The organism is Allobosea sp. FBZP-16 (assembly GCF_002831785.1).
Taxonomy (GTDB): Bacteria; Pseudomonadota; Alphaproteobacteria; order Rhizobiales; family Beijerinckiaceae; genus Allobosea; species Allobosea lupini.
The window spans coordinates 215409-237613 of the sequence record NZ_LNCQ01000048.1; the positions used below are offsets into that span (position 1 = coordinate 215409).

Here is a 22205-nt window from a genome sequence, read left to right on the forward strand (position 1 = left end):
CCCCTATGCACGATCGCGCCAGTGACACAGCCGACCTTGTCGTTTCCAAGACGGGCTTAGGCGCGCAGTCGCCGCACCAGCACGATCATGGCAAGCAAGGCGAAGCTCTGGATCGTCGCCGACACCATCAGCGTGCCGGCCGCGCCCAGCCGCTCGACCAAGAACGCGAAGAGCAACGGCGCCGCAGCGAAGGTCAGGTTCTGCGGCACGGTCAGGCGGCCGAGCATCGCGCCGAAGCCGTTGCGGCCGAACAACGCCAGCGGCAGGGTCGCACGCGCGACCGCGATCACGCCCATCGCGGCGTTGAACAGCACGACGAAGGTGATCGCGAATGCGCTGGAGCCGGGCGCCACCGCCATCAATAGGCAGGCTGCCGGTCCGAGCGCCAATCCCACCAGAGCCACCCGCTCGACCGGGAGACGTTCGCCCGCAATCGCATCGACGGATCGCGCCACCAGGGTCGCAGGACCGCTCAGCGAGGCAATGGCAACGGCGCTCGCCCCCGCGATGCCAGCGCCCTGCATCAACCCGATGATGTGCAACGGCAGCCCCCAGGAGACCAAACCGCTCGCCGAAAAGCTCAATGCCAGCAGCCAGAAGATCGGCTGCCTCTGAGCGGGCGGGACCCTGCCCTGCTCCTCGGCCGGCACCGCCGACGGGCCGGGGTCGGCCAACGGCTTGGCACGGTAGGCCGGGATCGCCAGATGGATCGGCAGCACGATCACGAGCTGGATCGCCGCGAACACGAGAAGGCAGGCCCGCCAGCCATAATCGGCGCTGAGCCAGGCGGCCAGCGGCCAGAACACGCTGGAGGCGAGCCCTGTCACCAGCATCATCAGCCCGATCACCCGGCGGGTGCGCTCGCCCATCAATTGCGCCACCGTGACGTTGCCGGTGTTGGCGAGTTGCATTGCATGGCCGACGCCGATCACCAGCCAGGTCGCAAGATAGCTGATCGGCCCCTGCGCCAGCGCCAGCAGCGCCAGGCCCACGGCGGAGATCACCGCTCCCAGCGCCATCGCCAGGCGTGTCCCGCGCCGGTCGAGATGGCGCCCGAGCATCGGCGAGATCACCGCCCCGATCACTAGGAGGATGGTGATGCCACCAAAGACGATTGTCGGGCCGAGTCCGATATCGCGTTCGAGATAGGCCGCCAGAACCGAGGGCGAATAATAGATCGAGCCCCAGCCGATGATCCGCGTCAGGGCGAGGCCGGCTAGCAGCAGGCTGTATTCGGGGAGGCGGCGCGAGGCGGGCAAGGACGTTTCCGGCGCGCCGGCATGCGCGCCCCTTGTTTTGATTCGCCGCAGATTAGCGCGCGCCGCGCTCCCCTGGCAGAGCACGGCACGCACCCTTCGCATGCATCGAAAGCGAACGATCCTGGTAAGGAACGATCAACCTCCTTGCCCCATTGTACTTTTCGTCTCGCGGAGTGTTCCGGCGGCGAGCCGAGGGGTCGGCGCACTGCCATGCGTAATCAGGAGTTCGGCACGACATGAAGTCGCGAGAGACCCTTTTGCGTCTCAAACGCTTCCAGGTGGACGAGAAGCGCCGCCGGGTAAGCCAGATTGAGATGATGATCGCGGAATTCAACCGTATGGCTGGAGATCTCGACCGAGAGATCCAGAATGAAGAGACGCGGGCCGGCATTTCCGATCCGGCCCATTTCGCCTATCCGACCTATGCCAAGGCGGCGCTCGGCCGTCGCGACAACCTGCGCCAATCCGCCGACAACCTGCAGGGCCAGCTCGACGAGGCCAAGGGCGAGCTGCAGGAAGCTTTCGAGGACATGAAGAAGGTCGAGATCCTCGATGACCGCGAGCGCGCCTCCGAGCGTGCCGCCGAGGCCGCCCGCGACCAGGCGATGATGGACTCGATCGGCCTGCGCACGCGGGCCTGAGGGCCCGCTCTCTATTCGATCACCGGGCAATGCGGGACGGCGCTGCGTGGCATCGCCCCGCCGAGGCGCGGATCGTCGACGACCTCGACCCCGCGCCTGAACGCCGAGAAGCCTGAACGCTGGTAGAATTCGACTGCGCCCTGATGATCGAGCGTGCAGGTATGCACCCAGAAGCGGCCGATAGGCCTTGCCCAGGCGCGCTCCAGCGCCCGGTTCATCAGCCAGCGCCCGGCTCCCTTGCCGACGACGCTCTCGTCGAGGCCGAAGAAGGCAAGCTCGCCCTCGCCTTCCACCCGGAAATCGAGCTCTAGCAGACCGACATCGCGCCCGCCGAAGCGGACCGCGAAGAACTCGACCAGCGGATCGGCCAGTATCGCTTGCAACTCGGCCACCGGCTTCACCAGCCGGCTGAACCACATCCAGCGTTCGCCGAGCAGGCGATAGACGGCCAGATAGCGCGCCACGTCATCGCGCCCGATCGCCTCGAGCGAGAAACCCTCGACGCCCGGCGGATCGGTTCGCCGTTCCGGCGCCGACAACATCTCGAGCGAGGTCACGATCGCGGCGATCTTGCCGGCGGGCAGGTCGGTGGTGCCGTTCAGGCTGATGGCGAAGGTCTCGGACATGGGCTCGGGCGCGGCTTCCTGCATCGGCAGCCGCATCGGCACGGCGGCGCTCTTCTGCTACCGCTTGGCGCCAATTCCGTCGAGCAGGGTCGTGATGGCCAGCGCCGCGACCTGGTCGCTGCTGGCGCCGCTGGCGCGCATCCATTCCGGCACGCGGTTCAGCCCGCCGAGGAAATATGGCACCAGCAGGCGCAGATCCTGCCCATTCGCGGCTTCTCCGCTGGCGACGGCGCCGGCAAAGAGATCGTGCCAGAGCTGGGCGTATTTCTCACGCATCTTGCGGCTGCGCCGCTTGATGATCGGCGGCAGGTGCTCGTAGACGTGCATGTAGGTCGGGTCCTTGCCGACCAGGCTCGAAACATGCACACCCACCGCAGCGGCCAGCCGGTCTGCGAACGAAGCCTCTTTCGGCAGGCCGCGCATCGTCTCGGCCAGGCGAGCATAGAGCGTCTCGATGCCCTGGTTGAGGATCTCTTCGACGATCTCGTCCTTCGACCTGAAATGGTAGTAGAGACTGCCGGCCTTCATATCGACCAGCGCCGCCACCGCCCGCATCGTGCAGGCGTCATAGCCCTCGCGCACGATGATTTCAGCCGCCGCGTCGAGGATCTCGTCCCGTATCGTCCTTTGCTTCGTCGTCGCTGAACCGGCCGCCGCCGGCCTTCCCGCATCGCGCGCTTTCATCCTGGATCCGCCCGTCCCCAGCATTGGCGACGACCCGCCGCCTTTTCGGGTCGAACATGCGTCCATTCGGAAGCGCATGATTGCCGTCACTACTTTCCCTTGCGCCGAGGATCAAGGTGACAACCTTTCCGTTCAAGCTGAAATTCCAGAGTCATCGCGTAAATTTTAAACCGAACGATAGTTTGATTTGCCTTTCCGCGAGGATTTCCGATCGGCTTTTCGATGCCGAACCCATCGCTGCGCGATAGTGATCAGTGGAACGACCTGGGCATGACAATTGGCAGTGCGGGACAATGCCGGCTTGTATGGCTACCTAGCCATGGGCTCGACGCGTCAGCCCTTGCCGGCGACCTCGTCTCGCTGGTGCTTGCCAGCCGCCAGGCCATCGGGGTCGTCCGGCTCGTAAGGGGCATGCGGCCCTGTCGGATGGGCGGAGCGGGGATTGGGGCCCGCCCGCCGCTGCTCAGGCGCGCCGGACTGGCCGGGGCGCGGCGCGGTCACGAAGGCGGCAGGGGCATCGGTCAGGCGATTCTCGCGCTTGTTCGGCATGAGGCGATCCTCTCGGGAGGAGAACCGTCTCACGCCTGATGAGTTCCACCGCGCGATCAGACCGTCGGCGTGGCATCGACATGCAGTGCAAAGCCGCGCGCCTCCGGCTCGCCCAGCTCGGGCCGCAAGGTCATTGCCGGGATCAGGTAGTCGCCGAAATTCTGGCGGCGGTAGCGGATCGGCGCCGTCGTCGCCAATGTCCGCATGCGCTCGCGCAGTTGCTCGGCCTCACGCTCGAAATCCGCGTCCTTGAACCGGTCCACCCGGTAGACGACGTGCGGCGGCAGCACCTCATAGCCGGGATAGTAGAGGATGCCGTGATTGATCGGGAACAGCAGGTCCTCGATCGGCCCGTTGATGCCGCGCGGCGAGTAATGCTCCTCCCAGCCGCCGACGGTGACCAGCAGCATGGCGCGCTTGCCAGCCAGCGTGCCCTCGCCGAAGCGATCGCCCCAGCGCTTGTCGCTGTGCTCGCCGACGCCATAGGCGAAGCCGTAAGCGAAGACCCGGTCGACCCAGCCCTTGAGGATCGCCGGCATCGTGTACCACCACAGCGGGAACTGCAGGATGAGCGTGTCGGCCCAGAGCAGCTTCTCGATCTCGGCCTTGACGTCGGCGGTCAGCGTCCCCTCGGCGAAAGCCTGCTTCGAGGCGGCGCCGGCGGCGAAGCGCTCGCCCTCCGGCCAGCTCGGAAAATCGGCGCGGTCGACTTCCGACTTCCAGCCCTCGGCATAGAGATCGCTGACCCGGACCTCATGGCCCTGGGCCTCCAGTTCGGCAACGGCGACGTCGCGCAGCGCGCCATTGAGCGAGCGGCGTTCGGGATGGGCGAAAACAAGCAGGACCTTCATGGCGGAGCCTTTCCAAGAGGATGAGGCTTTCCAGCTAGGCGCTCCTCCGTTTCTGTACTACAAAGGTGTAATGGATATGATCATGCCGATTAATGGATAAATCGGATATCACCCTGGAGCGCATGCGCAGCTTCGTCCGCGTCGCCGAGCGCGGCAGCCTGTCGGCAGTGGCGCGCGAGCTCGGTCTCGGCCAATCCTCGGTGACGCGGCATCTCAACGAACTGGAGGACGCGCTCGGTATCGCCTTGCTCAGCCGCACGACACGGCGGGTGACGCTGACCGAGGAAGGCAGCCGCTACTATCAGAACTGCCTCGCCATCCTGCGCCTGGTCGAGCAGGCGAGCGACGAGGCACGCAGCACCCGCGACGCCCCGGCCGGTACGGTCCGCCTGTCCTGCACCGCCTCCTTCGGCGTCCTGCATCTCACGCGACTGATCTTCGCCTTCCAGGACCGGCACCCTCAGATCGATATCGATCTCAGCCTCAGCGACGAGCGCATCGACCTCGTCCGCGAGGGCATCGACATCGCCATCCGCCTCGGTCCGCTCGCCGACAGCACGCTGAAGCTGCGGCCTCTGGGCCGATCGCACCGGCTGTTCGTCGCCGCGCCGCATTATCTGGCACGGCATGGCATCCCGACCTCGGCCGACGACCTTGCCAAGCATCAGGGCATCCGCATGACGAACGTCGCCGGCAGCGCCGTTCTCGCCTTGGCGGGCAACGCCGGAGAGCATTACAACGTGCCCTTCGACGGGCGATTGCGGGTCGATCATGGCCTAGCCGTGCGCCAAGCCCTCCTCGCCGGCCGCGGCATCGCCCCCACCCATCGCTGGCTGGTCGACGACCTGCTGGCGTCCGGCCAGCTCGAGCCGATCCTGACCGGCTACACGCTGCCGAGCGTGCCGCTCAGCATGCTGATCGTTCCGGAACGAGCAGCCGTGGCCCGCGTGCGCCTGCTGATCGATTTCCTCGCGGCGGAGATCGCCACCCTGCCCGGCATGGCGCCGACCTGAGGCCTGCTCAGCGCAGGAGCGACTGGCCGGTCATCTCGGCCGGCTGCTCCAGCCCAAGCAGCGCGAGCAGCGTCGGCGAGACATCGGCAAGGCGGCCCTCGGCTAGGCCCCTCGCCTGCCCGCCGATCAGCATCACCGGCACCGGAAAGGTGGTGTGGGCGGTGTGCGGATTGCCGGTGACGGGATCGACCATCAATTCGGCATTGCCGTGATCGGCCGTGACCAGCAGCGCTCCGCCCTTGGCGAGGATCGCGTCGGCGATCTGGCCGAGGCTATTATCGATCGTCTCGACCGCCTTGATCGCCGCCGAGAGCACGCCGGTATGGCCCACCATGTCGGGATTGGCGAAGTTGAGCACGAAGAGGTCGTACTGCTCGCTCTCGATCGCAGCGACGACCTTCCCGGTCAGCTCCGGCGCCGACATCTCCGGCTGGAGATCATAGGTCGCGACCTTCGGCGAGGGCGTCATGCTGCGCTCCTCGCCCTCGAACGGTTCCTCGCGCCCGCCATTGAAGAAATAGGTGACGTGCGGGTACTTCTCGGTCTCGGCGAAGCGGATCTGCCTGAGGCCCGCTTTCGACACGGTCTCGCCGAGGCCGTTGGCGAGGCTCTGCGGCGCGAACAGCGCCGGCATGATCGGATCGAGCTCGGAGCTGTAGGAGGTCATCCCGACCGCGCCGACGAGCTTGGGAATGCGCGGGCGCGGGAAGCCGCTGAATTCGGCGAAGAGCAGCGGCGCCAGGATCTCGCGGATGCGGTCCGCGCGGAAATTGAAGCTGAGCAGGCCGTCGCCATCGGCCATGCCGCTATAGCCGCCGATCACTGCAGGCTTGATGAACTCGTCGTTGACATTGGCGGCATACGCCGCCTCGATCGCCGAGCCGGCAGTCGGCATCCGCTCGCCCTCGCCGAGCGCAAGCGCTTTCCAGGCGAGCTCGACGCGCTCCCAGCGATTGTCGCGGTCCATCGCGTAATAGCGGCCGGACAGCGTCGCGACCTTGACCTGAGAGGGCAGCGCCGCCTCGAGCGCCGCGACATACTCGGCCGCCGAGCGCGGCGGGGTATCGCGCCCGTCGGTGAAAACGTGGACCACCGCCGGCACGCCGGCAGCGACGACGAGCTTCGCCAGCGCCACGGCATGGTCCTGATGGGCGTGGACGCCGCCCGGCGAGACCAGGCCGAGGATATGGCAGGTGCCGCCGCTGGCCTTCAGGCGCCCGATCAGCCCGCTCTCGTCGAGCGCCTGTTTCAGCGTGCCGTCTGCGACCGCCTGGTTGATCCGCGGCAGGTCCTGCATCACGACGCGGCCGGCGCCCAAGCTCAGGTGGCCGACCTCCGAATTGCCCATCTGGCCCTCGGGCAGGCCGACATCGAGGCCGGAGGTGCGCAGGAAGGCGTGCGGCGAGGAGGCCCAGAAACGGTCGAAATTCGGGGTTTTCGCCAGCAGGACAGCGTTGTTGTCCTTGTCGTCGCGCCAGCCCCAGCCATCGAGGATCATCAGCATGACGGGGCGGCTGGACATGCGCGTATATCCTGTGCGTCTGCGAACAAGTGCTTGTGCGGATATCACGCTCCGCGCGGCCAAGGCGAGCGCTAAGAATAGCGCAGCGGTTCCTCAAAGCCCTCATCCTGAGGAGCCGCAAAGCGGCGTCTCGAAGGATGTTTCAGCAGGCTCATGAGGCAACTGGAACATCCTTCGAGACGTGCCTTCGGCACTCCTCAGGATGAGGGCTGAGTTTGAGAAGGGAAGATTGCCATGCCGATCAAGGCCGTCGTCTTCGATGCCTATGGAACCCTGTTCGACGTCCAGTCGGTCGCCAGCATCACCGAGGATGCCTTTCCCGGCCATGGCGAGACCATCACCCAGATCTGGCGGCTGAAGCAGCTAGAATACACCTGGCTGCGTGCGCTGATGGGCCATTACGAGGACTTCTGGAGCGTGACACAGGCCTCGCTCGACTTCACGCTGAAGACGCTTGGCCTCGTAGCGACGCCCGATCTCCTCGCCCGCATCGCCGCGGCCTATGACGCGCTGTCGCTCTATCCTGAAGCGCTGGCGGCGCTGCAGGGGCTCGCCCCGACGCGCGTCGCCATCTTCTCCAACGGCAGCCCGGCCATGCTGACCAACCTCACCCGCCAGGCCGGCATCGACACGTTGCTGGAGACCGTGATCAGCGTCGACGAGATCAGGACCTATAAGCCCGATCCGCGCGGATATCGCCTGGTCGAGGAGCGGCTCGGGCTGACCCGCGACGAGATCCTGTTCGTCTCGTCCAACGGCTTCGACATCGCCGGCGCCAAGGCCTACGGCATGACGGTGGCGCGCATCGAGCGTGTAACCTTGCAGGCCCTGCGCGACGAACTCTCAGGCGCAGCGGTGATCGGGCCCAAGAGCCTGTTCAAGGCGCTGCGCATGCAGGAGGAGCAGCTTGGCGCAGGCGCCGATCTCACCATTTCCGCCCTGACCGAACTCGTTCCTTACGTGGCGGCGCGCCGCTGAGCCTTCCACCCAGGAGACCAATGATGATCCGCTTCTACTACCACCCTTCGCCGAACCCGGCGAAAATTGCGCTCTTCCTGGAGGAAGCCGGCCTGCCCTATGAGATGGTGCCGGTCGACACCCGCAAGGGCGACCAGTTCAAGCCCGACTTTCTCGCGATCAACCCGAACGGCAAGACCCCGGCCCTGACCGACGGCGACGTCAAAATCTTCGACAGCAACGCCATCCTGCTCTACCTCGCCGAAAAGACCGGCCAGTTCCTGCCGCCGGACACAGCCGAAATGCGCGGCCAGATGCTGTCCTGGCTGATGTTCGTCGCCACCGGCATCGGCCCCTATACCGGCCAGACCGTGCACTTCTCGCGCTTCGCGCCGGAGAAGGTGCCCTATGCAATCAACCGCTATGCCCGCGAGGCCGAGCGGCATTGGGGTATCCTCGACGACCAGCTCGGCAAGCACCGCTATATGCTCGGCGACGACTACACCCTAATCGACATGGCGGTCTGGGGCTGGGCGACACGGGCGCAGTTCGCTCTCGGCGACGAGGCTTTCGCCAAGCTCTCGAACGTCCGCCGCCATCTCGACGAAATCTCGGCCCGGCCGGCGGCGCAGCGGGCCGTCGCGCTCAAGGACAAGTTCGCCTGGAAGACCGAGGTCGACGACGAGGCGCGGAAGATCCTTTTCCCGCAGAATGCGTTTCTGAAGAGCTGACCGCGCTCGTCATTCTCGGGCGAAGCGAAGCGCAGACCCGAGAACCTCCTGACGAGAAGGCGCCAGCCAGCGCCTCCTCCGGCCTGAGATGCTCGGGTCAAGCCCGAGCATGACGGCTGGCGCTCACACCACCGCCGTCAAACCGCCATCGACCATCAGGAGATGGCCGCTGACATAGTCGGAGGCTTCCGAGGACAGGAAGATCGCCGCCCCCGCCAGCTCCTTGGTCTCGCCCCAGCGGCCGACCGGAGCGCGGCTCTTGACCCAGTTCGAGAAGGTCTCGTCGGCGAGCAGGGCGTGGTTCAGCTCGGTGATGAAATAGCCGGGGCCGATCGCATTGACCTGGATGTTGTGCTTGCCGAGCTCGGCGGCGAGCCCCTGCGTCATCAGGGCGACCGCGCCCTTCGACGCCGTGTAGGGCACGATGCTCGGCCGGCCGAGCTTGCTCATCACCGAGCCGATATTGACGATCTTGCCGCGGTTGCGCGGCGCCATGCGCTTGGCCACCGCCTGGGTGACGTAGAACACCGAATGCAGGTTCGTCGCCATCAGGAAATGCCAGTCCTCGGCCGGGAACTCGACGAAGGCACCGCGCCGCTGTGTGCCGGCATTGTTGACCAAGATGTCGATCGGCCCGACCTCGGTCTCGATCTTCGCCACACCTGCCTCGACCGCCTTCTGGTCGGTGACGTCGAACGCGGCGACGGAGGCCTTGTGGCCGGCGGCGGCGATGGCGCTGCGGGCCTTCTCGAGCTTCCCGGCATCGCGCCCGTTCAGCACGACATGGGCGCCGGCAGCGGCGAGGCCCTCGGCGATGGCGAGGCCGATGCCCTGGCCGGAGCCGGTAACCAGCGCGATGCGCCCGTCGAGCTTGAACAGATTGAGCGACATCCTATCCTCCCGGCCTCGGCCTGACTTGTTGCTTGTGAGTGCTTCAACGGTTGGGTAAGCGCTTTAAAACGATTAGACAATGCCGCAGCCGCATGGCTGCCGCCTTATCAGGAGTCCTGCCATGCGCGCCGTCGTGATCCATGCCGAGAAGGATTTGCGGGTCGAGGATGCGGCCGTGCCGGAGCTCGGCCCGCTCGGCGTCAAGGTGGCGATCAAGGCTGGCGGCATCTGCGGTTCCGACCTGCACTATTACCTCCATGGCGGCTTCGGCACGATCCGGGTGCGCGAGCCGCTGATCCTCGGTCACGAGATTGCCGGCATCGTCGAAGCGGTCGGCAGCGAGGTCAGCCGGGTCAAGCCGGGCGACCTCGTCGCGGTCAATCCGAGCCGGGCCTGCGGCCGCTGCCGCTATTGCCAGGCCGGCCAGCAGCAGCATTGCCTCGACATGCTGTTCTATGGCAGCGCCATGCGCTTCCCCCATGTCCAGGGCGGTTTCCGCGAGATCCTGGTGATCGAAGAGCGCCAGGCGGTGAAGCTGCCGGCCCATGTCGGTGCAGCGCAGGCGGCCTTCGCCGAGCCGCTTGCCGTCTGCCTGCATGCGGTCAAGCGCGCCGGCGCGCTGCTCGGCAAGCGCGTTCTCGTCACCGGCTCGGGCCCGATCGGCGTCCTGACCGTGGTCGCCGCGCGCGCCGCCGGCGCGTCCGAGATCGTCGTCACCGACGTGGTCGACGGCCCGCTGCCGACTGCCGTCAAGATGGGCGCGACCATCGCGATCAACGTCATGGCGGAGCCGGAGCGCCTCAAGGCCGATTATGGCGCTGAGAAAGGCGCCTTCGACGTGATGTTCGAATGCTCGGGCAACCAGCATGCGCTGACTGGCGCCTTCGATGCACTGCGCCCAGGCGCGGTCATCGTCCAGATCGGCGTCGGCGGCAATTTCACCATTCCGATGAACGTCGTCGTCGCCAAGGAATTCGACCTGCGCGGCTCCTTCCGCTTCCATGAGGAGTTCGACTGGGCGGTCGAATTGATCGCGTCCGGCCGCATCGATCTCTCGCCGCTGCTCACCGCCTCGATCCCGATCGAGCGCGCTGTCGAGGCCTTCGACCTCGCAGCCGATAAGTCGAAGGCGATGAAGGTGCAGCTGGCCTTCTGAGGAACCGCGTCATGCTCGGGCTTGACCCGAGCATCTTAGGCCGGAGGAGGCTCTGGTCAGCACCTTCTCGTCATGAGATTCTCGGGTCTGCGCTTCGCTCCGCCCGAGAATGACGCCTACCCAACCTGTCGCAACATCGCACCCGTCTCATCGATCGCGACGCCGTCGCGGCCGCCATGCTTGACCCGGTAGAGCCCGGCATCGGCGCGCGCGGCGGCATCGGTCAGGCTGTCCTCAGGCAGCGCCATGGCCGCCCCCAGGCTCGCCGTCATCGGCACGGCTCGGCCGTCGCTGAGCATGATCGGCGCCTCGCGCAACAGCGCCGCGACCTTGTTCGCGACCGTCGCCAGCGACTGCGCCGAGCAATCGCTGATCAGCAGGATGAACTCGTCGCCGCCCCAGCGCGCGCAGGCGTCGTAGCTGCGCAGGGCCGGGAGCATCCGGCGCACGCAGGCGACCAGCACCTCGTCGCCGGCCCGGTGGCCGTAATCGTCGTTGACAAGCTTGAAGCGGTCGAGATCGACGATGATCAGGCCACAGGCCGTGCCGTTGCGCTGCGCCCGGTTCTGCTCGCGCGCAAACACCTCCTCGAAGCCGCGACGGTTCAGGACCGACGTCAGCGGATCGTGCTGCGCCAGCTCTTCGAGCTTCTGCGTACGCTCGCGCACCATTGCCTCGAGCCGCCCCGTATTGTCGCCGACGGCCTGGGCCATCTCGTTGAAGGCGCGCGACAGCCGGGCGATCTCGTCATTGCCGTCCTCTTTCGCCACGGCCGTGAAATCACCGGAGCGGACCCTGGTGACGCCCTGCTCGACCCATGCCAGCCGGTCGAGCACCTTGCGCTTGAACAGGAAGGTCATCAGCCCGGCCACGGCGATCAGGATCGCCACCATCAGCCCGGCGAGCGGCGCGAACAGCTTGCGGTCGATGATGGCGTCGACATCCATCACCGTGACGTTGAACCAGCCGAGCCGGTCGAGGAAGCCGACACCGACCAGCACCTCGTGCCCGTCCATCTGCATGAAGCGTGACAGGACCAGCGCCTCGCCCTTGGCGACACGCTGCATCATCCCGGCGAGAGCCTTGCGGTCGCCCTCCTCGTCGAGCAGGCGGAAGATCGTCTTCTTCGCCGTGGCGTCCTTGGTCAGGCTGTGGAAGTCGACGACGCGCGGATCGCGATGCGCCTGCACCGCCCCTTGCAGGTCGACGAACATGCTCTGCACGCCGGTCTGCGGGAACTCGACGACCTCCTTGATGAACTGAGTGAGGTCGACGCCGGTGCCGATCAGGCCGAGCACCTTGCCGTCCTTCTGGATGATGCAGTTGATCCAGACCTTGGTGACGGAGAGCACCTCGTCGCGATTGACGTTGAGATGGCAGCCTTTGCCGAGCGCCCGCGTCTTGAAGTACCAGGCATCCTGCGGAGCACTCGGCGAGACGGTATAGCGCAGCCGGTTGTGCTCGTAGGTGTTGTCCTTGTCGTTGAAATAGTAGTGGCCGCTCTTGTCGACGACCGCGAAGTAGCTGCGGTCGGTGAAGGAGAGCCGGTAGTGCTCGAGCTCGGCAAGGCCGCGCTTGGCCTTCTCCGGATCGGTCTCGTCCTGCGCCCAGTCGACGATGACAGGCGCGCGCGCCACCGTCTCGGCCAGCGAGACCTCGCGCATCAGCGCTTCCAGCCCGCGATAGCGATCGAACAGGATCTGCTTCTCGGCGAAGAGCGTGCCGAGCTTCACCACCGTGCCGTTGACCATCCAGAGGAAGATGCCGGACGCAGGCACGGCGATCGCGACGAGTGTCGCCAGGACGAGCACGAGCACACGCGCCTTCAGGCCCGAATTGGTCCAGGCTTTCAGCAAACCCATCTCGTCGGCATCTCCCGCGCCTTCCGACATGCTCGGAATCGCTCGGGACGCATGGTGGCCGCGATATGGTTTACGTTTCGTTGACGAATGTGGCGGGCTGGGCCGTCTTTCCCGTCATGGTCGGGCTTGTCCCGACCATCCACGTCTTCGTCCTTCGAGAGCGGCGTTCAAGACGTGGATGCTCGCCGCAAGGGCGATCATGACGAGCTGGAATAGCGTCGCGGTCATGGGTCCAGGCTCGCTGCTGCGCAGCGCCCCGGAACGACGACGAAGCGCTAGAATAGCCCCTCGATCTGGCCGTGCGCGTCGATGTAGATGCGCTCCGCCGCCGGCTGGCGCGGCAGGCCGGGCATGGTCATGATGTCCCCGCAGATCGCGACCACGAAGCCGGCGCCGGCCGAGAGCCTGAGCTCGCGCACGGGCACGGTGTGGCCCGACGGCGCCCCGCGCAGGGTCGGGTCGGCCGAGAAGGAATACTGCGTCTTCGCCACGCAGACCGGCAGGTTGCCGTAGCCGGCCGCCTCGAGCTCGGCGAAGCGGGCGGTCACCTTGGCATCCGCCGAGATGCCGGCCGCGCCATAGACCTCGCGCGCGATCGTCTCGAGCTTCTGGCGCAGCGGCATCGCATCGGGATAGAGCGGCGCGAAATCGGCTTCCCCACTCTGCGTCAGCGCCGCGACCTTGGTCGCGAGCTCCTCGGTGCCCGCCCCGCCCTCGGCCCAATGCCGGCAGATCACCGCCTCGACGCCGAGATGGTTGCGGCAGAAGTTCTGGATCAGCGCATGCTCTGCGGCTGTATCGCTGGTGAAGTTGTTGATCGCGACGATCGCCGGCACGCCGAACTTCCTGACGTTCTCGACATGGCGGGCGAGGTTGGAGAGCCCGGCCTCGAGCGCCTTGAGGTTCTCCGTGCCGAGCATGTCGCGGGCGACGCCGCCATGCATCTTCAGCGCCCGCACGGTCGCGACCACCACCGCGACATCCGGCTTCAGCCCGGCCTTGCGGCACTTGATGTCGAAGAACTTCTCGGCTCCGAGATCGGCGCCGAAGCCGGCCTCGGTCACGACATAGTCGGCGAGCTTCAGCGCGGCGCGCGTCGCGATCACCGAATTGCAGCCGTGGGCGATGTTGGCGAAGGGCCCGCCATGGACGAAGGCGGGCGTGCCCTCCAGCGTCTGCACCAGGTTCGGCATCAGCGCATCACGCAGCAGCACGGTCATCGCGCCCTGGGCGTTGAGCTCGGCCGCCGTGACCGGGCGCTTGCTGCGGGTGCGGCCGATGACGATGCGCCCAAGCCGCTCTTCGAGATCGGCGAGATCGCGGGCAAGGCAGAAGATCGCCATCACCTCGGACGCGACGGTGATGTCGAAGCCATCCTCGCGCGGGAAGCCGTTGGTCGCCCCGCCGAGGGAGGAGACGATCGATCGCAGCGCCCGGTCGTTCATGTCGACCACGCGCCGCCAGGCGATGTGGCGTTCATCGAGATCGAGCCCGTTGCCCCAGTAGACATGGTTGTCGAGCATCGCCGCCAGCAGGTTGTGGGCGCTGGTGATGGCGTGGAAATCGCCGGTGAAGTGCAGGTTGATCTGCTCCATCGGCACCACCTGGGCATAGCCGCCGCCGGCGGCCCCGCCCTTCTGGCCGAAGCAGGGGCCGAGCGAGGGCTCGCGCAGCGCGATCATGGTGCGTTTGCCGAGGTGCTTCAGCCCGTCGCCGAGGCCGACGGTCGTCGTCGTCTTGCCCTCGCCGGCGGGCGTCGGGCTGATCGCGGTGACGAGGATGAGCTTGCCGTCCGGCTTCTCGGCAAAGCCCGGAATCGCGCCGGTATCGACCTTCGCGATGGACTTGCCATAGGGGTGCAGCGCCGCATCGGGGATGCCGGCCGCCTCGGCGATCGCGCCAATGGGCTGAAGCGTCGCCGCGCGGGCGATCTCGATATCGGTAGACATGCCGTCCCTCAGCGCTAGGTCTAGGGACGCCTTCGCCGGTCGATTCCCTCGGGCGCAACTATTGCCGAAGAATCATGGTCTGCGCCAGCCGGCGCTGGCCATGAAAACGGGCTCTCGCACGCGGCGAAAGCCCGCTTCCGGGATCAACTCGGCCTCAGAAGGTGCTGAAGCGATAGTTCAGGCCGGCGCGCACGATATGGCCGGTATTCTCGAAACGCGAGACATAGGAACCGCCGGCTGGGCCGACCGGCTGCAGGTTGACCGGCACCTTGCGCTTGCCGAGATCGTAGTAGAGGTACTCAGCCTTGACCGAGAGATTGTTGGTGAAGGCGTATTCGAGACCGCCACCGACCGTCCAGCCGATTTCGACATTGTCGCGGCTGCCGACGTAGTCGACCTGGCCCGGTACCGCGGCGCTGAAGAAGGTCGCGCTGTTCTTGACGTCGCCATAGGCAAGACCGCCAGTGGCGAAGACAAGCAGGCGATCGAAAGCATAGCCGGCGCGCAGGCGCACCGTGCCGAAATACTCCATCTCCTGTCGGAAACTGGAAGTCGCATTGGTGGTGCCGATGAAGCTCTCGCGCTTCTTCAGGTCGGTGTAGGAGAAATCGGCTTCGGCGCCGAGCACGATCTGCCCGATCTGGTAGTTGTAGCCGACCTGGGCGCCGCCGATGAAGCCGGTATCGCTCACCGACAGGCTCGGCGGACGACGCGAGAAGGCGACGTTGGCGATGGTGTTCGCCGCTGTGCCTTCGGTCTGGATGTTGTTGTCGGTGAAGACCGCGCCGGCATGGACACCGACATAGAAGCCGGTCCAGGTGAAGATCGGCGCGATCGGCGCCAGGACCGGCCCCTTGCGCGAGGGCAGATCGGCAGCGAATGCCGCGCCTGACAAGCCCGCAATGGCGAGCGATGCGAGAAGTCCAGTCCTGATCATGTGAAGCTCCGGTCGTCGCCACGTGGCAGACCATGCTACGCAGCCATCAACCCCCCGGATGCAGCATGCTTGAAATTGAGCAAGCAAGGGTGAAATTGGCCGTCACGGGTTCGTGTACAAGACTGATTTTGCCGGAAAGGTGCAGATGGGACACAGTCTTCCTGGAGGATCGTGTCGTGAGCCAGCAGTCGCCAGATCGTCGCAACGTCATCAGCCTGCTGTCCGCTGCTGGCCTGGCGGCACTGTCCCAGCCGGAGCACGCTCTCGCCCAGGAAGCCGAACGACCGCTGACACCGGCTTGCGAGGGCCGCGCCACGGCGACCCCACGGCAGACGGAAGGCCCCTATTTCAGCCCGTCCTCGCCCCAGCGCGCCGATCTGCGCAGCGACGGCGACGGCACGCTGCTGGTACTGAGTGGCTTCGTGCTGACCCGGCAATGCCGGCCGATCCCCGGCGCCCTGCTCGATTTCTGGCATGCCGATCCATCCGGGCAGTACGACAACCGTGGCTTCCGCTTCCGCGGCCATCTCTTCGCCGACCAGCAGGGTCGCTACCAGTTCATCACGCGCACGCCCGGGCTCTATACCGGTCGCACCCGCCATCTCCATGTAAAGGTGCGAGGCGGCGCGCAGAGCCCGGTGCTCACCACCCAGCTTTATTTCCCGGACGATCCCGGCAACCGCCGCGACGGCCTGTTCGACCAGAAACTTCTGATGACTCTTCGACCGGCTGAAGGCGGCCAGCTCGGGCGCTTCGACTTCGTGCTGGCCGCCTGAGCGCTACAGCCGCGCCTGCGGATCGGGATGGCCGTCGATCCGCATCTGGAACAGGAAATAGGTCGGCGAGCAGAAGCCGTAATCCTTGACCGTCGTGGTCGCGCCCGGCACGTCGTCCGGAATCGCCTGGCACATATAATCCTCGCGGCAGAAGCTGGTGGCGCTGCAGGTGCCGCGATTGCCGCGCGTCACCGCCTGCGACAGGCAGTCGTCGAAGCGGTTGGTCGCGACGCAATCGTCGAAGGCCTTGCCGCCGGCGAGCCCGCAGATCTCGTCGGGCACCTTGCCATTGGCGAAGCCGGCGAAGGTCCGGTCGGCCGGCGTGCACTGGCGATAGGCCATCCCGGCGGGAACGCCGATCTTGGCCGGCCGGCAGGTGAAGGCGGTCTGCGAAAAGCCTGAGGCGAAGGCGCCGAACTGGCCGGTCTTGCGGTAGCGGTCGAGATAGGGCTTGCCGATAGCGGTGGTGATCGCACCGGTCAGGCAGGGCTGGCCGGAGAAATTGCGGGCTTCGTCGAGCCTGACGCACTGGCCGAGCTCGATCCCGACCGCCTTGCTCTCGACCAGCGGCTTGCAGACCGAGCCGGCAGCGCAGCCCCAACCTTCGCCGAAGGCTCTCGCGCTCTCACCGGTCAGACAGGGCATGGTCAGCGCAGCCGGCTTGTAGGTAAAGGGCCGCTCCGCCTGCCAATTCGCCGGTGGCGCGAAGGAAGGCGGGCGATAGCGGTCCGGCTCGGTCCCGGCGGCAACGGCGGCGACATAGGCCGTGCGGCGAAAGCCTTCCGCGTAGACATGCGGGGATATGCCGGTCTTGATCCGGTTCAGCGCCGAGGTCGAGCCGTCGTCAAGCCCGAACATGTGGAAGCCGGCGGTGGCGCCGGCTTGGTGGCAGCCCATGCAGGAGCCGTTATCGAGCCGCTCCAGCAGCGCCTTCTCGTTGCGCACCAGCCGGCTGGCGCCCCACTCGAGCCCGGTCAGCGCGCCCGCCGGCACGGCCTCGGTGAAAGGGTGATTGGCGAGCCGGGCGCTGCCGAAGGTCGAGTAGGAGATCGCCTTCGTCGCCAGGAAGCGCTCCGGCAGCTGGTAGACGCCCCGGTCGATCGCCGGGAGATTGCTCCTGACATAGTCGATCAGCTCCTGCCGGAGCGCGGCATCGCTCTTCAGCTTCGCGACGTCAGGCGTGTTCTCCAGCGGCTTGGGCTTGAGCGACAAGCCGCCCTCCCCTTTCGACGCCGCGAAGACCCGCTGCAGATAGGCCGCCTGTCCGCCGAACGCGGTCTCCATGCCGGAGGGGAAGCGCACGATCTGGGCGTTGAGCTCGATCTGCTTGAGGCTGATCCGCTGCGGCGAGAGCGGCCCGCTGGCGAGCTGCCGCGCCAGCATGGCCGGATCGCCGCCTGGCGCGATCGACCAGGCTTGCGCCGCCTCGCGGCAGGAGCCGCCCTCGCCCGCCTTGACGCTGAAGACGGCGTTGAGCGTGAACGGCAGGCGCGAGGCTAGCCGGCGTTTCAGCTTCGCATCGTCGAAGGCATAGGCCAGCCGGTAAATCAGGCGCAGCTCGCCGCAACCGGTTTCGCCGAGCAGCGCCGCGAAGTCCTGCCGGTCGAGCCGGTTGACGATCGCCGTCAGCTGGAAGCGCGCGATCGGCGAGCGCAGCCAGCGCAGGTCGATCACCCGGCCGACATTGCCGTCGGTGACCTCATAGAGCCTGCGGCCATTGGCCAGCATCTCGGCGCGCAGCGCCGTGACGTCCTCATAGACCTGGCCGGCAATCGTCCGAAAGGCCGAACTGTCACGGGCGAGATCAGACGTACTGGCGGCCCGGCCACCGCCAAGCACATCGGACAGCGCATAGCCGGTCGCCTCCAGGCGCCGCAGCGTGGCGACATCCTGGACATCGAGCAGCGGTTCGGCGGCGTCGGCGGACGCGCTCGCTATAGCAAAGGCCAGCATGGCCAGACCCAGCCAGCGCCGACCAGCCCACTGCATGGCGTCCGTCTCCGGTCGATTCGCGCCACCTCGCGCAAGGGAAGGATAGTCTTGCGCCTGCCAGCGTCCAGTCGCAGCTGATCAGGGCAAATCGCCGAGCTGCTCCCGCGCACGGTGCAGGAAGCCGCGTACGGCTGGGTCCTCGGCCAGGCCAATGGCGCGGCCATAGGCCTCTCGCGCGGCCGCAGCCGCGCCCGTCCGCGCCAGCAGATGAGCCTTCAGCGCCCAATAGGGTTGGTAGCCGGCAGTCTGCGCTTCAGGCAGTTCGGCCAGGATTGCCAGCCCGCGCTCCGGCCCGAATGCTTCGGCGAAGGCGGCTGCGCGCCCGGTCGAGGCTCCCAGCGTCGGCGCGAGCCGCACCAGGCCTTCATAGAGCTGCGCCAGAATAGGCCAGTCGACCCGGCCGGTGCGGGCCCGGCCGGCATGGACTGACTGGATTGCCGCCTCCAGCTGGAACGAGCCGAGACGCCCGAGGCGGGACGCGGCGGCCAGTTCGCGCTCGGCCTCGGCGATCAGCTCCGCCGACCACAGGGTCGTATCCTGGTCGGACAGCGCCACGAATGAGCCCGCGGGGTCGCGCCTTGCCGCCTGGCGGGCCTCGCAATGCAGGATCAGCGCGAGCAGCCCGCGCGCTTCCGGTTCCGCGGGCAGTAGCGCCGCGACCAGCCGCGCCAGGAAGATCGCCTCGCCTGTCAGACCCTGGCGCTTGCGATCGGCGCCGGCAACATCCTCCCAGCCGCTGCCATAGGCGGCGTAGATCGCCTGCAGCACGCAATGCAGCCGCTCCGGCAGTTCCGCCTGCTCCGGTACGGCGAAGGCGAGCCCGGCCTCGCGGATCCTCGCCTTCGCGCGGACGAGGCGCTGGCCGAGCGCAGCCGGAGAGGTCAGGAAGGCGGCGGCGATGCGCGCGGCGTCGAGCCCGAGCACGGCCTGCAGCATCAGCGCCGGCCGCACCGAAGCGTCGATCGCCGGATGGGCGCAGACGAACAGCAGTTTGAGCCGCTCGTCCGGAAAGACGCCGCTGTCGCCCTCGTCGTCCCGCCCTGCAACAAGTGCCAATGTCGGTGTGGCGTCGGCGCGCGCCCGGCGGCGGCGCGCTGCGTCGATCAGCGCATTGCGGGCGCTGGTCAACAGCCACGCTTCCGGCCGCGCCGGCACGCCGGCCTCGGGCCAGCTTTCCAGCGCGGCGCGGAAGGCTTCGGCTAGCGCATCCTCTGCCGCAGAGAGGTCGCGCCATTGCCGCGCCAGCGTCGCCAGCAGGCGGCCATAGCTGGCACGGGCGGCTAACTCCGCCGCCGCCCTTGCCGCCAGAAACTCGCCCGGCTGCGCCATCGTCGGCCGGGCGCTCAGGCCGCAGCGGGGGGAGGCAGGACAGGTCTTACCTCGACCGATCCGTAGGCGGCCGCCGGACTGCGGGCAGCCCAGTCGAGTGCGACGTCGAGATCGGGCACTTCGACGACGAAATACCCGCCCAGCTGCTCCTTGGTATCGGGGTAAGGCCCATCCTGGATCTGGCGCCGGCCGTCGCGGACCTTGACGACGGCGCTGCTCCGCGGCGGCTGCAGGCCCGCCCCGCTGACCACGATGCCGGCCTGATTGAGCGCGCCGATATACGCCGTCCAGGCGCCCCAATACGCGGGGGCCCTGGCAGGGTCGTCGCGCATGTCGAACTCGGCCTCTCCTTCGCGGAACATCAGCATGTATTGCATCGCGCTCTCCTGTGGCTCATGACCGTCGAGGACGAAGGAGCGATTTCCTTCGCCGCCGCCTCGACGCCGGAGCAAGGGCGATTTCGACAGGCGTCAAAAATAATTCAGCCGGAGCGACCTTCGCGAGCGGCGCGCGCCTTGCGCGCCAGCTCCTCGAACTCCGCCCGCATCTCCTCGAGCTTGTCCTCGTCGAGCTCTTCGAGATCGAGCAGCTCCTCGCGCGCCCCTTCGATCTTGTCGATCAGCTCGTCGAGCTTGATCTGCATCGCCGCCGTGTCGCGGTTCTGGCTGTTCTGGATGATGAACACCATCAGGAAGGTGACGATCGTCGTCGAGGTGTTGATCACCAGCTGCCAGGTGTCGTTGAAGCCGAACAACGGCCCCGATAGCGCCCAAACGACGATGATCGCCAACGCGGCGAAGAACGTCTGCGGCTTGCCGGCCCAATGCGCCGTCGCCTGCGACAGGCGGGTGAAGACGGAGCGGCTGTTCCCCGCCGCGATCTTGTTGGCCATGGCTGCCTCCGGATGCGCCCGCACCGATCAACCCCGATCGCGTGCGGGCGTTCCCGAAGGACGAGATCGCTGGCTCAGTAGACGACGACCGAGCGGATCGACTTGCCCTCGTGCATCAGGTCGAAGCCGTGATTGATCTCGTCGAGCGAGAGCTTGTGGGTGATCAGGTCGTCGATGTTGATCTTCCCCTCCATGTACCAGTCGACGATCTTCGGCACGTCGGTGCGCCCCCTCGCCCCGCCGAATGCGGTGCCCTTCCAGACGCGGCCGGTGACCAGCTGGAACGGCCGGGTGGCGATCTCCTTGCCGGCCTCGGCGACGCCGATGATGATCGACTCGCCCCAGCCGCGATGGCAGCACTCCAGCGCCTGGCGCATCACATTGGTGTTGCCGGTGGCGTCGAAGGAGAAGTCGGCGCCGCCGCCGGTCAGGTCGACGATCGCCTGCACCACCTTGTCGTTGCCGATCTCGGCCGGGTTGATGAAGTCGGTCATGCCGAACTTCTCGGCCATGGCGCGCTTTGCCGGGTTGATGTCGACGCCGATGATCTTGTCGGCGCCGACCATGCGGGCGCCCTGGATCACGTTGAGGCCGATGCCGCCGAGGCCGAAGACGACGACGTTCGCGCCCGGCCAGACCTTGGCGGTGTAGATCACCGCGCCGATGCCGGTGGTCACGCCGCAGCCGATATAGCAGATCTTGTCGAAGGGCGCGTCCTCGCGGACTTTGGCGAGCGCGATCTCGGGCAGGACGGTGAAGTTCGCGAAGGTCGAGCAGCCCATATAATGGAAGACCTCGCCGCCATCGCAGGAGAAGCGCGAGGTGCCGTCCGGCATCAGCCCCTGCCCCTGCGTGGCGCGGATCGAGGTGCAGAGGTTCGTCCGCCGCGACAGGCAGGACTTACAGCTGCGGCATTCCGGGGTGTAGAGCGGGATGACGTGGTCGCCGGGCTTCAGCGTCGTCACGCCGGCGCCGACCTCGCGCACGATGCCGGCGCCCTCATGGCCGAGGATCGCCGGGAACTTGCCCTCGGAATCCAGGCCCGACAGCGTATAGGCATCGGTATGGCAGATGCCGGTCGCCATCACCTCGACCAGCACCTCGCCAGCCTTCGGTCCGCCGATCTCGATGGTCTCGATCGTCAGCGGCTTGCCGGCCTCCCAGGCCACGGCGGCACGTGTCTTCATCTCAGCACCCTCCTTCAGAGCATTGCCCGCGCCTATTTCAGATAGGTTCGCAGCATCTGTATGATTCCGTCGAGTTCGGCTTCGGGCTCGAAACCGGTCCCTTCCTCGCCTTGGCGTCCGTATCCCAGCGCAAGACCGAAGGTCTCGCGCAGGTGGCTTTCCAGAACCTCGGCCATCAATCCGTTGGCCGCCCCGCGCAAGGCGGCGATCTGCTGCAGCAGCGCGCTGCAATCCGTGCCCGCCTCGACCGCGCGCTCCAGCGCCTCCGCCTGGCCCTTGATGCGGCGCAGGCGGGCGACGGCCCGCTTCTTGTCTTCAGGACTATGCGGCATGGCGCTTCATGCCCTACGACCAGGATACTCCACGGGAGTATATCGATCGCCGGCACGGCGGCAAACGAA

22 protein-coding genes are annotated in these 22205 nt (G+C 66.9%); 6 read left to right on the top strand and 16 right to left on the bottom strand.

Going from position 1 to position 22205, the window contains the following annotated elements:
- Nucleotides 1–56: 56 nt before the first annotated feature.
- Nucleotides 57–1259, bottom strand: coding sequence for an MFS transporter (locus CXY91_RS24755; protein ID WP_158673574.1), 1203 nt, complete (start codon nucleotides 1257–1259; stop codon nucleotides 57–59).
- A 236-nt stretch (nucleotides 1260–1495) separates the two neighbouring features.
- Between CXY91_RS24755 and fliJ the strand changes: the two genes are divergently transcribed.
- Nucleotides 1496–1900, top strand: coding sequence for a flagellar export protein FliJ (gene fliJ, locus CXY91_RS24760; protein ID WP_091839090.1), 405 nt, complete (start codon nucleotides 1496–1498; stop codon nucleotides 1898–1900).
- Nucleotides 1901–1911: 11 nt separating this feature from the next.
- On the opposite strand, the gene CXY91_RS24765 is transcribed toward fliJ, so the two are convergent.
- From CXY91_RS24765 to CXY91_RS24780, 4 genes are all read right to left on the bottom strand, one after another.
- Complete coding sequence (locus tag CXY91_RS24765) at nucleotides 1912–2562, bottom strand: GNAT family N-acetyltransferase (protein ID WP_248307628.1); 651 nt, start codon at nucleotides 2560–2562, stop codon at nucleotides 1912–1914.
- 21 nt (nucleotides 2563–2583) lie between these two features.
- Nucleotides 2584–3210 (bottom strand): TetR/AcrR family transcriptional regulator, encoded by a 627-nt coding sequence (locus CXY91_RS24770; RefSeq protein ID WP_199777555.1) that lies wholly within the window; start codon nucleotides 3208–3210, stop codon nucleotides 2584–2586.
- Between the two features lie 333 nt (nucleotides 3211–3543).
- Nucleotides 3544–3759 (bottom strand): hypothetical protein, encoded by a 216-nt coding sequence (locus CXY91_RS24775; protein WP_091839083.1) that lies wholly within the window; start codon nucleotides 3757–3759, stop codon nucleotides 3544–3546.
- A 56-nt stretch (nucleotides 3760–3815) separates the two neighbouring features.
- Entirely contained in the window at nucleotides 3816–4610 is a 795-nt protein-coding gene (locus CXY91_RS24780; RefSeq protein ID WP_100964207.1) for an NAD(P)H-dependent oxidoreductase, read from the bottom strand.
- 92 nt (nucleotides 4611–4702) lie between these two features.
- Between CXY91_RS24780 and CXY91_RS24785 the strand changes: the two genes are divergently transcribed.
- Nucleotides 4703–5623, top strand: coding sequence for a LysR family transcriptional regulator (locus CXY91_RS24785; RefSeq protein WP_100964209.1), 921 nt, complete (start codon nucleotides 4703–4705; stop codon nucleotides 5621–5623).
- Between the two features lie 7 nt (nucleotides 5624–5630).
- Here CXY91_RS24785 and gpmI read toward each other — a convergent pair whose 3' ends face one another.
- Entirely contained in the window at nucleotides 5631–7145 is a 1515-nt protein-coding gene (gpmI, locus tag CXY91_RS24790; RefSeq protein WP_100964211.1) for a 2,3-bisphosphoglycerate-independent phosphoglycerate mutase, read from the bottom strand.
- 234 nt (nucleotides 7146–7379) lie between these two features.
- Here gpmI and CXY91_RS24795 point away from each other — a divergent pair, with 234 nt between their 5' ends.
- Nucleotides 7380–8123 (top strand): haloacid dehalogenase type II, encoded by a 744-nt coding sequence (locus CXY91_RS24795; protein ID WP_100964213.1) that lies wholly within the window; start codon nucleotides 7380–7382, stop codon nucleotides 8121–8123.
- A 23-nt stretch (nucleotides 8124–8146) separates the two neighbouring features.
- Entirely contained in the window at nucleotides 8147–8833 is a 687-nt protein-coding gene (locus CXY91_RS24800) for a glutathione S-transferase family protein (RefSeq protein WP_100964286.1), read from the top strand.
- Between the two features lie 123 nt (nucleotides 8834–8956).
- On the opposite strand, the gene CXY91_RS24805 is transcribed toward CXY91_RS24800, so the two are convergent.
- Nucleotides 8957–9724, bottom strand: coding sequence for a glucose 1-dehydrogenase (locus tag CXY91_RS24805; RefSeq protein ID WP_100964215.1), 768 nt, complete (start codon nucleotides 9722–9724; stop codon nucleotides 8957–8959).
- A 121-nt stretch (nucleotides 9725–9845) separates the two neighbouring features.
- Here CXY91_RS24805 and CXY91_RS24810 point away from each other — a divergent pair, with 121 nt between their 5' ends.
- Nucleotides 9846–10880, top strand: coding sequence for an L-idonate 5-dehydrogenase (locus tag CXY91_RS24810; RefSeq protein ID WP_100964217.1), 1035 nt, complete (start codon nucleotides 9846–9848; stop codon nucleotides 10878–10880).
- 116 nt (nucleotides 10881–10996) lie between these two features.
- On the opposite strand, the gene CXY91_RS24815 is transcribed toward CXY91_RS24810, so the two are convergent.
- From CXY91_RS24815 to CXY91_RS24825, 3 genes are all read right to left on the bottom strand, one after another.
- Nucleotides 10997–12772, bottom strand: coding sequence for a sensor domain-containing diguanylate cyclase (locus CXY91_RS24815; protein ID WP_248307621.1), 1776 nt, complete (start codon nucleotides 12770–12772; stop codon nucleotides 10997–10999).
- A gap of 245 nt (nucleotides 12773–13017) precedes the next feature.
- On the bottom strand, nucleotides 13018–14691 hold the full coding sequence (locus tag CXY91_RS24820; RefSeq protein ID WP_100964219.1) for a formate--tetrahydrofolate ligase: 1674 nt from the start codon (nucleotides 14689–14691) through the stop codon (nucleotides 13018–13020).
- 154 nt (nucleotides 14692–14845) lie between these two features.
- Entirely contained in the window at nucleotides 14846–15628 is a 783-nt protein-coding gene (locus CXY91_RS24825) for an outer membrane protein (RefSeq protein WP_091839057.1), read from the bottom strand.
- Nucleotides 15629–15804: 176 nt separating this feature from the next.
- On the opposite strand from CXY91_RS24825, the gene CXY91_RS24830 reads away from it, so the two are divergent.
- Nucleotides 15805–16404: a dioxygenase family protein gene (locus tag CXY91_RS24830; RefSeq protein WP_248307622.1), complete on the top strand. Its 600-nt coding sequence runs from the start codon at nucleotides 15805–15807 to the stop codon at nucleotides 16402–16404.
- A 3-nt stretch (nucleotides 16405–16407) separates the two neighbouring features.
- Here CXY91_RS24830 and CXY91_RS24835 read toward each other — a convergent pair whose 3' ends face one another.
- From CXY91_RS24835 to CXY91_RS24860, 6 genes are all read right to left on the bottom strand, one after another.
- Nucleotides 16408–18393, bottom strand: a complete 1986-nt coding sequence (locus tag CXY91_RS24835) for a hypothetical protein (RefSeq protein ID WP_248307623.1) — start codon at nucleotides 18391–18393, stop codon at nucleotides 16408–16410.
- Nucleotides 18394–18474: 81 nt separating this feature from the next.
- On the bottom strand, nucleotides 18475–19725 hold the full coding sequence (locus CXY91_RS24840) for an RNA polymerase sigma factor (RefSeq protein WP_100964224.1): 1251 nt from the start codon (nucleotides 19723–19725) through the stop codon (nucleotides 18475–18477).
- Nucleotides 19726–19739: 14 nt separating this feature from the next.
- Nucleotides 19740–20102, bottom strand: a complete 363-nt coding sequence (locus CXY91_RS24845; protein WP_100964226.1) for a YciI family protein — start codon at nucleotides 20100–20102, stop codon at nucleotides 19740–19742.
- 104 nt (nucleotides 20103–20206) lie between these two features.
- Complete coding sequence (locus CXY91_RS24850; protein ID WP_091839047.1) at nucleotides 20207–20617, bottom strand: low affinity iron permease family protein; 411 nt, start codon at nucleotides 20615–20617, stop codon at nucleotides 20207–20209.
- 74 nt (nucleotides 20618–20691) lie between these two features.
- Nucleotides 20692–21804 carry an S-(hydroxymethyl)glutathione dehydrogenase/class III alcohol dehydrogenase gene (locus CXY91_RS24855; RefSeq protein ID WP_091839044.1) on the bottom strand — a complete coding sequence of 371 codons (1113 nt, stop codon included), beginning with the start codon at nucleotides 21802–21804 and terminating at the stop codon, nucleotides 20692–20694.
- Between the two features lie 32 nt (nucleotides 21805–21836).
- Nucleotides 21837–22136, bottom strand: a complete 300-nt coding sequence (locus CXY91_RS24860; protein WP_100964228.1) for a metal/formaldehyde-sensitive transcriptional repressor — start codon at nucleotides 22134–22136, stop codon at nucleotides 21837–21839.
- Nucleotides 22137–22205 lie beyond the last annotated feature (69 nt).